The sequence below is a fragment of the Chloroflexota bacterium genome, from assembly GCA_014360825.1.
In the GTDB taxonomy this organism is placed as follows: domain Bacteria; phylum Chloroflexota; class Anaerolineae; order UBA2200; family JACIWT01; genus JACIWT01.
Genome location: JACIWT010000003.1, coordinates 14,640 through 27,151 on the forward strand (window position 1 = coordinate 14,640; position 12,512 = coordinate 27,151).

Sequence of the window (12,512 nt, forward strand, 5' to 3'; positions counted from 1 at the left end):
GCTTCAGCAACAGGTTCATGATGTTTCTGATGGGTTTGGTGACCGCATTGGCGTTTGTGCCATTGGTATGGATTGTGACCTATGTAATGGCAAAAGGTGGTCGCTACCTGAACCCAGCGTTCTTCACTCAGCTCCCCAAACCGATGGGTGTAGAAGGCGGCGGCATACTACATGCGATCGAGGGTACGTTGCTACTTGTTGGTCTGGCCACCTTGTTTGCTATCCCTATTGGTGTACTTGCGGCTTTTTACGTTGCTGAACATTCCAATGCTTCTCTTGCCATTGCTGTACGTTTCGGCACAGATGTACTGGCTGGCGTGCCCTCCATTGTGATAGGATTATTTTGTTACACGGTGGTTGTGAAATCGCAAGGGCACTTCTCCGCGCTGGCGGGTGGAGTGGCACTGGCGATTATTATGTTGCCGACAATTGTCCGCACTACAGAAGAAATGCTCAAGTTGGTGCCCCGCAGCCTGCGTGAGGCCTCATTAGGGCTTGGCGCGCCGGAATGGAAAACCTCTCTCAAAGTGTTGATGCCAGCGGCGATCGAGGGCATTATCACAGGGTTTCTACTGGCGATGGCGCGGGCAGCTGGCGAGACTGCACCCTTGTTGTTCACGGCATTGGGTAATGACCGTTACGAGATCAGCAAAATCATCCGTCAAGGTATTGCGGCAGGAATGAGTGCGGGGCAGATTATCTCTGGCGTCATCGGCCAGCCGGTGGATGCGTTGCCACTGACTTTGTGGAAATACGCACAGCAGCCTTACCCCGAGCGCATCGCCCAATCGTGGGCTGTTGCCTTGGTGCTGATGACCTTTGTCTTGTCCGTCAACGTGTTTGTGCGGATATGGATACAGCGGCGCATGTCGCGTTTGAAAGGATAACGGGCCTCGAAAGCAAGATGATTCTAAAAGAGGGGGTTTAAAATCTCATGGAGAGGGCAATAGAACGAAAGGGGCAACTATTTGTTTTAGTTCAGCCCCTATCCTATCACTGTGAGGATGTAGCGACCGCCGTGATGGCTGGTGAGAAAATGCGGGTAGACAACGTCTCGATCTACTACCGTAATTTCTGCGCGCTACGTGATGTGAGTCTGACAATCTTAGATCGGAGAATCACAGCCATTGTAGGGCCATCGGGCTGTGGCAAATCGACACTACTTCGTGCTCTCAACCGTATGAACGACCTCATTCCTGGGTCACGGCTCGAGGGAACCGTGTGGCTTGGCAATCAAAACATCTATGGCCCCGGCGTGGATGTGGTAGAGGTCCGTCGGCGCGTCGGTATGGTTTGGCAGAAGCCTAACCCGTTCCCTAAGTCCATTTTCGACAATGTCGCCTATGGTCCTCGCTTGTATGGAGTACGCGGTGGGGCGTTGAAGGAATTGGTCGAAGCCAGCCTGCGTCGCGCTGCACTATGGGACGAGGTAAAAGACATACTTCATCAGCCCGCCTTAGCCCTTTCCGGTGGGCAACAACAACGTTTGTGCATTGCTCGGGCTTTGGCTGTGGAACCCGAGGTCATCCTAATGGACGAACCTTGCTCGGCTCTTGACCCCTTCGCCACATTGCGTATTGAGGACCTGATGCGGGAACTCCGGCGGGACTACGCCATTGTCATCGTTACCCATAATATGCAGCAGGCAGCTCGCGTGTCCGACTACACCGCTGTTTTTACAATGGAAAAGGATCGCTCCGGTGTGTTAGTGGAATATGGCCCAACGAGTGAAATCTTCACCAACCCGAAGGACAAGCGCACCGAAAACTATATCACAGGCCGTTTCGGCTGACTTTGCCACCAGGCCCAGATTTGCTTGTTAGGAGAGATTCGACGATTACACGAGAGAGAATGTCAACGAACGCAGGTGGTCTTGGGAGATAGTGTTTAGTGAGGTGATCGTCTTCTTGGCCCCGAGCAGATCTCTAGATCCACTCGGGGCTGACTTCTTTTTGTAGACCCAATAGATTTTGAGGTATAATGTTTGTGATTATCTATTGTTTACTCAGAGTGAGCGAGGGATGAATACTGTTAGTGTCGTGATCCCAATTTACAACGAGGAAAAGGCTATCGCTGATGACCTGGATGTGATTATTCGCACGATGGACGCATGGGGCGGCCGCTACGAAGTCATTGTCGTTGATGATGGCTCTACCGATCGCAGCGCCGAGATTGTGAGCCAATATCCCACTGTCCGACTCATCCGGCATCCCTACAACCGGGGCACGGGTGCCGCACGGAACACGGGCCTCTTGGCTGCCCAGGGTGATGTTGTGGTAATGACCGACGGGGATGGCACCTACCCCAACCAGGACATTCCCCGACTCCTCGAGTTCATTGACCAGTATGACATGGTGATCGGCGCTCGGAAGCAGGAGAGGGGCACGCTACCATGGCTACGAGCGCCCGCCAAATTTTTCATCCGCAAACTAGCATCTTACCTGGTGAATGTGCCTATCCCCGATCTCAACTCCGGGTTCCGCGCCTTTAGGCGGGAATCCGCGTTGCGATGGCTGCATATTCTGCCGAGCACACACTCCTGGGTGAGCACCATCACGATCGCTTTTCTGAGCGATGGGTATTTCGTGAAGTGGATACCCATTGACTACTACGCACGCAAGGGCCGTTCCTCATTTCGTCCAATTCGTGACACCTACAACTATATATCGCTTGTGTTGCGCTCGGTGGTGTATTTCAATCCCCTGAAAGTTTTTCTACCGGTCAGCGCCGCACTTTTCACCATTGGCGGGGTGAAAATGATATACGATATCTTCAAGTATCACTTTCACTTCGCACCCTCGACCGTGATCCTGGTAGCGACTGCTACCCAGATTTTCGTCATGGGATTGTTAGCGGATCTCATCGCTCGTGCCAGTCGTTTGGGACGAGGTTGGCCATCCTAGCCGGAGTTCCTGGTGCGAGGCACTGTCTGCAAGACCTCCATGAATTGCCTGGCCCCTCGTTGCCACTGAAATTTCTCTCGGGTGTATTTCATGCCCGCACAGCCCATCTGTCGGGCGATGTCTTTGTGGCTTAACAAATAAAGAAGTTGCGCGGCCAGCGCTTTGGGCGTGGCTGGTACCAGAAACCCAGTGCGGCCATCTAACACGATCTCGCGGGGCCCACCCTCGTTCACTGCTACCACGGGCACCCCAAATCCTGCCGCTTCTAAGAGGACCAAGCCCAGTGATTCCTCCCGCGCAGTGTGAACGTAGACCTCGCTCAGCGCATAGTGGGCGGGCAGTTCGCTTTCGAGGACAAAGCCAGGAAACCGCACATAAGGCTCCAGTTCGAGTTCTTGGCATAGTGCTTTCAGGCGTTCGTTTTCCGGGCCTGACCCTACAATGAGTGCTACTGCCTGTGGGCGCTCGCGAACGATCAGCGACATTGCCCGCAGTAGCAGGTCGAGCCGCTTGCGGGGATGGAGGTGATTCACTGCGAGGATTACTTCACTGCTTTCTGAGAGCCGATAGCGTGCCTTGAGGGCAGTGAGTTCGCTCGGGTCAACGGAGTCAGCCAGGTCTGAGCCGCAAGTGGAGACATAGGCTTCGATTCCGTAGATCTCGCGTATTTGTTGCTTTGAGAAGTCGCTGTTCGTGAGAATGGCATCGGCATAGCCGATCATTTGTCGGTCTGCGTGTCGATAGAGGGCGAATAAACAGTTTGCGAGCGGGCCCAGGGGGCCCAGGCGAGTCGGTATTTCGGCACGGTCTCGGTAGAGAAAGCGCGGCGGTTCGAAGGCGTAGTATAGGCAAGGGATGCGCAGGCGCCGAATTGCTTTGGCATACCACAGCCCCGGTAGTCCTGGGCCGCCGAAAAAACACGCAGCGCTCGCTTCCGGTCCAATGTACTCTGCAAGGCGTAGTGAGGCCAGATATTCCAGTGCCGCCTTCAGGTAATGGTTAGTGGTCCGGTCCTTCCAGTGCCCCGTCTCAACGAGCGTTACATTCGGGGTCACAAGCGCTCGACAGGCTGGCACGCACTGGTGAGTCGCGATGGTAACAGGTTGACCCCCTCGCGCTAAGTATTCGGCCAACTTGAGGATGTGTCGCTCGGCGCCAGTGAGTTTGGCCAACCGAGGGTAAAGGAAATAGATCACCGTGACCTCTGCGATTCGGCCAGACCTTCGTAAATATCCACGAACTGGCGCGCTACATCGGCCCAGGAATATTGTTCTTGAACAGTGTGCCGGGCGCGCAGACCCAATTCTGTCCGGAGATGAGGTGCGGCTAACAGGCGGATGATAGCCCGTGCCAAGGCCACATGGTCACTGGGTGGGATCAGGAGTCCATTGCTACCATCATGAATCACTTGGGGGATGCCGGCGACACGAGTGGCGACAACGGCCCGCCCCGTGGCCATACCCTCAAGGAGAGTGTTCGGCAACCCATCTACGTTACCGCTCTCATCTTGTACCGAGGGGACAACGAAGATGTCGCATGCGGCCAGGTAACGAGGTATATCGTAGTGAGGGATGGCTCCCAGGAAATGCATATGCTCGCTCACGCCGACCTCATTGGCCTCGCGCTCCAGCGCTGGTCGTAGGTCGCCATCACCAATCAGGACAAAATGAGCGTCTGAGTGTTCCGCTAGTACTAAGGGGGCAGCGCGGATCAGGTATTCGAAGCCTTTCTTATGCACCAGCCGCCCGATGGCTAGGATCACCGGGCTATCGGACCACGGATAAGGAGGGGGCCCTTGCATTGGGGTAAAGCGCTGTGTGTCCACGCCGTAGGGGATCACCCGGGTCTTGGCGGGATCCGCACCTAAGGTCACTGCCCGTCCCCGCAAGTCTTGACTGCAGGCGGTGATGGCCCCGGCGATTTTGAAGCAAACCCGGGCCACCGCTCCCACGGGAGCCAAGCGCTCGGCCAAGTATACATCAGAGCCATGTAGGCTGACTACGAGAGGAATATCCCTGTGCCGGGCGAAAAATGCGGGCACAGGTGCATTGGGGATCACCCAGTGCGCATGCAGGATTTCAGGTCGAGCATCATGCAGTAACTGATGAAGGGCGCGAGCCATTGCCGTAACTACGAAGGGCGCGAGTAGATAGATGGCGGGCTTCACCCTGATGTCGGCGGAGAGGGACGAGGCATAGCCCCAAAGATATAGGCCTGGCAGCGGTGTGTAACGGAAAAAATGCAGGTGTACGCCATCTTCGATGGGGTTGCGGCGAATGTCGGGGTGAAAAGGGGCCAGCACGTGCACTTCATGGCCCTGGGCTGCTACGTGTGTGGCGATGGATTCGATGAACGGAGCTGTCCCATCCCCTGGGGATTTCGGATAGGATGACGTTAACATACAGATGCGCATGGTTTCACACTCTTACGCGGTTCGTTCAACATGAGTATAGCATAGCCTTCACATTCGAGCAAAGGCTGGTGGCGGTAAGATTGTCTGCGGATTATCCTTTGGTCTATATCGTCATTTTAAACTGGAATGGCGCGGCGGATACTATCGAGGCTCTCCTATCTGTCGAACAGTTGACGTATCCCCGATATTGTGTGGTTGTGGTGGACAATGCCTCCACAGATGAATCTGTCTGTGTTATTCGTGAGCGCTTTCCTCACGTGCCGCTTATCGCCAACACGGAAAACCTGGGTTGTGCGGGGGGCAACAATGTCGGCATTGCCTATGCTCTGGAGCACAGTGCCGATTATGTGTTCATTATGAATAACGATGCCGTTGTGGAACCTGGTCTGCTGGAAGCGCTCGTGGCGGAGGCACAAAAAGATAGCACTGTAGGCATCCTTGCGCCCAAAATCCTCTATTATCATGAGCCCACGCGCATCTGGAACTTGGGGGCAGAGTGTCATTGGTATGCGCCTCTGCCAGTCAGTCCGGGCTTGAATCGTGCGGACGGCCCGATGTACCAACAGGTACGCAAAGTGGATCTAGTCACTGGCTGTGGCATGCTGGTTCGACGAGCGGTGTTTGAGCGTATAGGTTTGCTTGACACACGCTTTTTCATGTATTATGAAGATAGTGACTTCTGTCGTCGCGCCCAGGAAGCCGGTTTCCAGGTACTAGTCGTACCTTCCGCGCGCATGTGGCACAAGGTGTCGCGGAGCACTTCTGACCAGGCTCCTGCGCAACGTTATTACAAGACCAGATACCGGGTACAATTCTACCGTCGACACCGCTATGGCCCACATCCACTCCTTACCCATATGTTAGTTCTCGCCAGTGTTGTACGCAATGCCGCGCGTGACCTCTTGCGAGGCGATAGTGCAGCGGCACGGGCCACTTTGCGCGGCTGGCGCGATGGTTGGCTGCCTCCCGGACGGGGTTGTGATCTGGATACCGCTCGCACAAGTTGATGCTTATGGAAAAAATTCGTTGTGATCTATGCGGGGCGGATGATGCAGCTTTATTCATGGAGGAACGAGATCGCTTCTTCAATCGTGGGGAGATATTTACCTTGGTGCGCTGCCGTCAGTGCGGCCTCGTTTACCTGAACCCTAGGCCCACACCAGAGGAGATGGCCCGCTACTATCCTGATGAATACGTGGCCTTCAGCCGGGCCATTGAAGATGAGCCAGGGATTGTGAATCGTTTGGACCGCATGTATGGCATCTACAAGAAATGCCGGGCTGTGGTCTCGGCTCAACCGTCTGGAGGACGGCTGCTTGACCTGGGATGCGCAACGGGCAATTTCCTGAACGCGATGCGCGCTCGCGATGGCTGGGAAGTCTATGGCGTCGAGGTCAATGCCAACGCCGCGGAGTATGCTCGGCGCCGTTTTGGGTTAAATGTGTTCACTGGGGAACTGGCAGACGCCCATTTCCCAGATAAGTTCTTCGATGTGGTTACATTGTGGGATGTGCTGGAACACTTACATGAGCCAACCAGGACGCTGCGCGAGATCGGACGGATTCTGGTGCCTGGTGGTTTGTTAGTGGCCAGCATGCCTAACCTCGACAGTCTCGATGCCCGCCTCTTCAGTCGCTACTGGGTAGGGCTGGACGCGCCGCGCCACTTGTACGTTTTCACCCCCGACACTGCGCGTGCCCTATTTATCAAGACGGGCTATCGGCTCGAACGCATTTGTAGTTTCACAGGGGGTTATCTCGCCTCTGCTCTCAGCCTCACCTTTTGGCTGGACGAACACCTGGGGAGCGAGAGCATAAAGCAGATGCTGAGACATGTCCTCTACTCCCCACTAATCAGGTTGTTGGCTTTGCCCTGGTTCACGCTGCTGGGGAGACTTAACAGGATTACGGGAATGACACTGTTTGCAACCCATGCGGGGGAGGTTGAACCTACGTGTTAGAGATACGTCAAGAACACATCTCCGAAAGTGCAGATAGTCAGCGTGCCTATGATGAGATTTACGCCGGTGAAGGTATCCGCCAGCCCGACTCTTTTTACCGCTGGGTTTTGGATCTCCTTGGTGTTGAGCGAGGTAAGCGTCTACTGGACGTGGCGTGTGGTATAGGGGTGCTCGTGGGCCTCGCTGCCCGGCGGGGCCTCGTCGCGCACGGGGTGGACCTCTCGCCGGTTGCCATCTGTGCCGCCTGCTACAGGACTCACGATGGCTATTTCGTGGTGGGGGATGGCGAAGCCTTGCCCTACGCCGACGAAACGTTCGACTACGTGACAAGCATTGGCAGTTTGGAACATTACTTGGATATGGAAGGTGGCACGCGAGAGATGGCCCGGGTACTGCGCGACAATGGACGAGCATTGATCCTTTTGCCCAATACATTTGCTTTGCTCGGTAACTTTCTGCACGTGTGGCGCACGGGCCGGGTATACATTGGGTCGCAGCCTATCGAGCGCACGGCAACACGCGCAGAGTGGCAAGATTTACTAGAGGCTAATGGTTTCCACGTCGTTCGTACGCTAAAGTGGGAAAGGGAAATGCCGCGTTCTTTAGCCGATCTGCGCTGGTACCTCCACCACCCCAAGCATCTGGCACGATTGATGCTCTCTCCCTTTGTGCCCCTCAATCTGGCGAATTGTTTCGCTTATCTCTGCTACAAGGTCAAATAAGCGAGGGTGTACATTGTTGAGCAAAATGCAATCCAACAACCGCCGCATACTCCAGGTGGCGCTTGGTGTGCCGATTGCCTTGGCGTGTTTCGGTTTCCTGGGTTATAGTATTTACACCAACTGGGCTAAGTTAGCATCGTATCCCTGGGAATTACGCTACGGTCCACTGATCGCCTCGTTCTTCGTGTACACCTTCGATCTGGGATTGGCAGTGATAGGCTGGCATAACATTATGCGACACTTTGACCTTGGTTCGGATCTGCGTCTAAACGCCAAGATTTGGTGTATGACCAACCCTGGGCGACGACTGCCTGGTTTCCTGTGGCATGTTGTAGGGCGTGTCTATTTTTACGAGCGCGAGGGTGTGCCCATTTCTGTCACGTCGGTGGCAAGCGGCGTGGAATTGGTGGTCATCATAGTGGCTGGGCTTATCACTGCACTCTGTGCCCTCCCCTTTGCACGTGATCTGCCATTGGAGATAGGCCCTTGGCCGCTCCTGGTGGGGCTCTTGCTGGGGCTTGTCCTCGTCCACCCACGGAGCATGACCTTCATCTTGGTAAGGTTGCGGCAATCGCCACCGCCTGGTCTGCGCTACCGCGACACCCTAGCATGGCTACTCATTTATGCAGTAGTCTGGGCAGTGGGTGGAGTGATGCTGTATGCAGTCGTCAATGCGGTGTCAACCGTGGAGGTGCGCTTGTTACCTGGTCTCATTGCTGCGTGGACGCTTTCTGGCGTGGCCTCTGCGCTTGCTACCTTTAGTCCCAGCGGCCTGGGCATCAGAGAGGTCACACTTGCGCTGCTCCTCACCCCTTACGTGCCCACCGCTGTGGGGGCCATCATTGCTTTGCTGATGCGATTGGTACTGACAGTGTACGAGGTAACGTGGGGGCTGATAGCGACCAGGATCCCTGTAGAAGTCAGGTGAAGGGATCTTACACACGAAGAGTTCGGTATCAGACAAGCAATACAACATTCGCCCTCATCTGCTCTCAGGTTACTGGGAGAAACTCTCCGCATCGGATTACGATTTGGGTGCGATGGTCTATTCAGGCCGTTGCTGCGATCACCAGCGCCCGTATCGAAGATATGCCCCAATCCGTCTTTAAGAGTGGGCAGAGCAGTTAGGCAAGGATAGCGGTGAGCAGATGCCACTCGTCCCGTTTGATTATTACAGTGTGAGTACTCACGCGCTGCGGCGCGCGATGACGAGGAATTGTATCGCCGCATTGCGGTATAATTACATTATAAGGCACTCGGACAACGTGCATTACACCATCGCTATCTCAGGGCTATTAAGAGGTGATTACAATCCCTGGCATATCTTCAAAATGGTGGTGGACATGGAAACCAACGCCTATGTGCGGGTGCTCCTTAATCAGGGCGTTTACCTGGCTGGCGATTACAAGGCAAGGTCATTGGTTCGAGTGAGAGGCCTGCCATCGTTATTGGGATTGAGGTAGAATAAGAGAAAGCAGGGTGTAGTGACCCCCTTAGAATGGACACTTTTAGGCCTGGGAACCGAATACTTTGCATCAGTGGCATAGAGTTTCAGCGGATCCACAGGTGGTCCTTCCGGACTTACACGGATAGACCGGGCTTCCTACTGCGCCTGGAATTCGGCGGGTGGTAGATAGCCTAAGGCAGAATGGACCCGCTTGTGCATGTACACGCCGTCCAGAAAGCACTGGATATGCTGGTAAGCGTCATGGGAATCTGCGTACTCGTTCAGATACACCTCCTTTTCTTTCAAGGTGCGAATCAATCTCTCGACGTAGGCATTCTCGCTCGCTTGGCCCCGCGCAGCCATGCTGTTCTCCACTCGGGCCTCGTGCAGCAAGGCCGTGTAGCCGTTTGCGGCATACTGCACGCTCTGGTCCGAGTGATGAATCTCAGGGCGACGGTGGCTCAAGGCACGTACCAAAGCCGCTTTGGGCAATTCCTCGGTCGGGTGGCGAGCCAACTCCCAGCCACGAATAGCCCGCGTGAAGATATCCGCCACCGCCAGATAGATAAACTCGCGCTGCAGGCGAATGTAAATCTGGAGGCTTTTTTGACGCCGACAACTCCATGGTCAACTGGCCTACCAAGCGTTCCAGCTCGGCGATGCGTTGCTGTTCCGCTGAGAGGGGCTCGACACCAGCAAAGATACTCGCTGCTCGCTCCAAGAAGGGCCGCCACTTGCAAAGCCTCGGTGGCGCAATCTCGTACTCGCGACAGATTTGTGCATCGCTTTTGTGGCCTTGCAGCGAATCACGCATCACCTTGAGCTTGAACTCAGGAGAGTAGGTACGTGCGTCGTTTACCCATGACAACCCCCTTCTCTTGGACAGTATACTACAAAACATTCGTTTCATACCTGTCCAGTTTTAGGGGTTCACTACAATTCGGGAACATGCTTCTGATCTTAGTGCTGGTGTTTACATTTTCGAGAATCTTGTTTTTGGATGCCGACCCCTTTATATTTAAGGGCATAATCGATATTGGAGATGAGGGATATTGGGCATACGAAGCCAGAAATAAGGTCCTATTTGATGAGTGGATATCGGATGATCTTACTGCAAGCATGGCAATGGCACCCCTATATGCTTTCTTATCATTTGTTGCATTTAAATCCTTTGGTGTGCATTTGTTTAGTGCAAGATTAGTGCCCGCAGTAGCAGGTATTCTATCTGTTTTTGGGGTGTATCTTATCGTAAGAGAATACAATAAAAGATTGGCTGTTATTGCGGCCTTCATTATGGCAATAAATAACGCATTTTTTATGTATAATAGAATCGGACATCCAGAGTCATTAGTTATATTTTTCTTATTACTCAGTTTCTTTTTCCTAACATCTAAAAAGAGATCCAATATTCATTATTTACTAGCAGGAGTTTGTTTTATGTTAGCAATTCTTTCCAAATTGACTGCAGTCTATTTTTTCCCTGTTATAATTTTTTATTTCGTGGCACTGTCCTTTAGAAAGGAGACGTACTCTAGAGGCATTCTTACCTATTTTGCTGGGGTCTTTTTAATAGCAATACCTACAGTGCTTTTTTACTATATCCGGCTCTTTCCGATGTTCAAATCGACTCTGAACGGGCTTTCGGCCGGTAGAGGTGTACTATCTTTAATCTTGATCCCTTCTCACATTTTTCGTTTTGCATCAAATCAATATTTCTCTTTACCATCTATTTTCTTACTCTCACTATTATCAATAATCTATTTCAGAGAAAGAAAGGCTCTCAGATTTTTTGGGAATATTAAACAGAATATAAAATGTCTTGATGCGATAGAACTGATGGCTTTCTCTTGGTTTTTCGGTTATCTAATCGGAGTACTGTTTTCTGATTTTTACGATAGAAGATTCACGATTCTGATAATTCCCTTGACATTATTCGGTTCGATGGTATTTGATAAGAATGAAAAAGTTAACTTTGCAGGTAAGGAACATATTGGCCTGTTTACATTCGTTATTTTGCTAGTGCCTTTTTTAAACCTGTTACGCTATCCAGTTTATGAGTTATCGAATCATATAAATTTAAAGTCAATGTTAGAGCCTGTGCTTCCTTCAAGGCTCTTTTCTATGATTGAACCACTTAAATATGCCACAGTAACAGAATTAGCATTGACAGGAATACTCCTTTTGATGGCGAGCATTACAGCAGTTTTATATGCGACCATATTTACACTTAAACCAAAATATAGAGCCCCAATAGGTAGATGTTTGCCCCAGTTTTCCCTCTTTAGTCTGTTTTTAGCATTGTTATTAAATTTCACTTATAGAAACAGTGCAATCATAGAGTTCTTTTACACTAGAATCCCCAGAAGTTTTGTCATCTTAATTGCGACATTGTTATCTATATCGCTAACTAGAGGTGTAAAAGAGCACACTTCTCTATTGAAAACAATAGTCTCAAGCATTTATGTGGTATTCTGCACACTCATAATAGCCTGCACTTTATTCTTTCCTTCCTTCTCTATAACAAAGTCTTCCGCAGAAATGGCCAAGATTTGCAATGAGAGGGAGTGGATTATTGGCCCTTTGGGGCATGAGCTCTCATTCGAGAATAAATTGAGACCCTTGTGGTGGATACCAAATGAGAAAAATTACGAAGATATGAATAAGGACGCTATGGAGAAGTACAGACCAAAGTATTATCTTAGAGCAATATATTGGTATTGGGAGGGGGAAAAGACGACTCTTGAGGATAGTTGGCCAACACCAGAACAGATCAACAGGCCATTAGTCTACTTGGATACCTTTGAGTTATGGCCCGTTTTTGGGAAACCACGAGCCATTTTGGAGTTATATAGGATAGATTATGTATTGCCTATGTAGCACACATTCAGACAGCGAAAGAGGGAGCGACCCCAAATACTACCAAGGGGTTATTGACATTGAAGCGTAGGTGTAGTAATATAATAATAAAGGTGTGAGCCGGTTTTGTTCACCCTACCCGTGGAAGGGGGTGGTAGCGAAGAAATTCGCTGGCCCAATCGGGAATCACTTTCGTCTGTCGAAAGACTAT

The 12,512-nt window shown here is 52.0% G+C and carries 11 protein-coding genes and 1 pseudogene; 9 read left to right on the top strand and 3 right to left on the bottom strand.

Annotation, left to right across the window (positions count from 1 at the left end; translation table 11 throughout):
* The first annotated feature begins 17 nt into the window (after positions 1–17).
* From pstA to H5T64_02585, 3 genes are all read left to right on the top strand, one after another.
* A complete protein-coding gene (gene pstA / locus H5T64_02575) occupies positions 18–887 on the top strand; it encodes a phosphate ABC transporter permease PstA (protein MBC7263225.1) in 870 nt (289 codons plus the stop codon).
* A gap of 134 nt (positions 888–1,021) precedes the next feature.
* On the top strand, positions 1,022–1,792 hold the full coding sequence (pstB, locus tag H5T64_02580) for a phosphate ABC transporter ATP-binding protein (GenBank protein ID MBC7263226.1): 771 nt from the start codon (positions 1,022–1,024) through the stop codon (positions 1,790–1,792).
* Between the two features lie 229 nt (positions 1,793–2,021).
* The gene (locus H5T64_02585; protein MBC7263227.1) at positions 2,022–2,903 is read left to right on the top strand and encodes a glycosyltransferase family 2 protein; all 882 of its coding nucleotides are present in this window, start codon (positions 2,022–2,024) and stop codon (positions 2,901–2,903) included.
* Here the strand turns inward: H5T64_02585 and H5T64_02590 are convergent.
* Together H5T64_02590 and H5T64_02595 are read right to left on the bottom strand one after the other, a co-directional pair.
* On the bottom strand, positions 2,900–4,099 hold the full coding sequence (locus tag H5T64_02590) for a glycosyltransferase family 4 protein (GenBank protein ID MBC7263228.1): 1,200 nt from the start codon (positions 4,097–4,099) through the stop codon (positions 2,900–2,902). The genes H5T64_02585 and H5T64_02590 overlap by 4 nt on opposite strands.
* Positions 4,096–5,316 (bottom strand): glycosyltransferase family 4 protein, encoded by a 1,221-nt coding sequence (locus H5T64_02595; GenBank protein ID MBC7263229.1) that lies wholly within the window; start codon positions 5,314–5,316, stop codon positions 4,096–4,098. Before H5T64_02595 ends, H5T64_02590 begins: the two co-directional genes overlap by 4 nt.
* A gap of 80 nt (positions 5,317–5,396) precedes the next feature.
* Between H5T64_02595 and H5T64_02600 the strand changes: the two genes are divergently transcribed.
* The 5 genes from H5T64_02600 (at position 5,397) to H5T64_02620 (ending at position 9,461) form a co-directional block, all read left to right on the top strand.
* A complete protein-coding gene (locus H5T64_02600) occupies positions 5,397–6,323 on the top strand; it encodes a glycosyltransferase family 2 protein (GenBank protein MBC7263230.1) in 927 nt (308 codons plus the stop codon).
* A gap of 56 nt (positions 6,324–6,379) precedes the next feature.
* On the top strand, positions 6,380–7,276 hold the full coding sequence (locus H5T64_02605) for a class I SAM-dependent methyltransferase (protein ID MBC7263231.1): 897 nt from the start codon (positions 6,380–6,382) through the stop codon (positions 7,274–7,276).
* Positions 7,270–7,998 (top strand): class I SAM-dependent methyltransferase, encoded by a 729-nt coding sequence (locus H5T64_02610; protein ID MBC7263232.1) that lies wholly within the window; start codon positions 7,270–7,272, stop codon positions 7,996–7,998. The genes H5T64_02605 and H5T64_02610 overlap by 7 nt, the downstream gene beginning before the upstream one ends.
* A 16-nt stretch (positions 7,999–8,014) precedes the next feature.
* Positions 8,015–8,926 carry a hypothetical protein gene (locus tag H5T64_02615; GenBank protein ID MBC7263233.1) on the top strand — a complete coding sequence of 304 codons (912 nt, stop codon included), beginning with the start codon at positions 8,015–8,017 and terminating at the stop codon, positions 8,924–8,926.
* Positions 8,927–9,146: 220 nt separating this feature from the next.
* Positions 9,147–9,461, top strand: coding sequence for a hypothetical protein (locus tag H5T64_02620; GenBank protein ID MBC7263234.1), 315 nt, complete (start codon positions 9,147–9,149; stop codon positions 9,459–9,461).
* A 140-nt stretch (positions 9,462–9,601) separates the two neighbouring features.
* On the opposite strand, the pseudogene H5T64_02625 reads toward H5T64_02620, so the two are convergent.
* Positions 9,602–10,346, bottom strand: a pseudogene (locus H5T64_02625) (DDE-type integrase/transposase/recombinase).
* 95 nt (positions 10,347–10,441) lie between these two features.
* Here H5T64_02625 and H5T64_02630 point away from each other — a divergent pair.
* On the top strand, positions 10,442–12,322 hold the full coding sequence (locus H5T64_02630; GenBank protein ID MBC7263235.1) for a glycosyltransferase family 39 protein: 1,881 nt from the start codon (positions 10,442–10,444) through the stop codon (positions 12,320–12,322).
* Positions 12,323–12,512 lie beyond the last annotated feature (190 nt).

What these genes read in the sequence shown, in the direction of transcription:
- pstA (MBC7263225.1), top strand. Translation starts at nt 18, where the DNA reads ATGATGTTTCTGATGGGTTTGGTGACCGCATTGGCGTTTGTGCCATTG.
- pstB (MBC7263226.1), top strand. Translation starts at nt 1,022, where the DNA reads ATGGCTGGTGAGAAAATGCGGGTAGACAACGTCTCGATCTACTACCGT.
- H5T64_02585 (MBC7263227.1), top strand. Translation starts at nt 2,022, where the DNA reads ATGAATACTGTTAGTGTCGTGATCCCAATTTACAACGAGGAAAAGGCT.
- H5T64_02595 (MBC7263229.1), bottom strand. Translation starts at nt 5,316, where the DNA reads ATGCGCATCTGTATGTTAACGTCATCCTATCCGAAATCCCCAGGGGAT.
- H5T64_02605 (MBC7263231.1), top strand. Translation starts at nt 6,380, where the DNA reads ATGGAGGAACGAGATCGCTTCTTCAATCGTGGGGAGATATTTACCTTG.
- H5T64_02620 (MBC7263234.1), top strand. Translation starts at nt 9,147, where the DNA reads ATGCCACTCGTCCCGTTTGATTATTACAGTGTGAGTACTCACGCGCTG.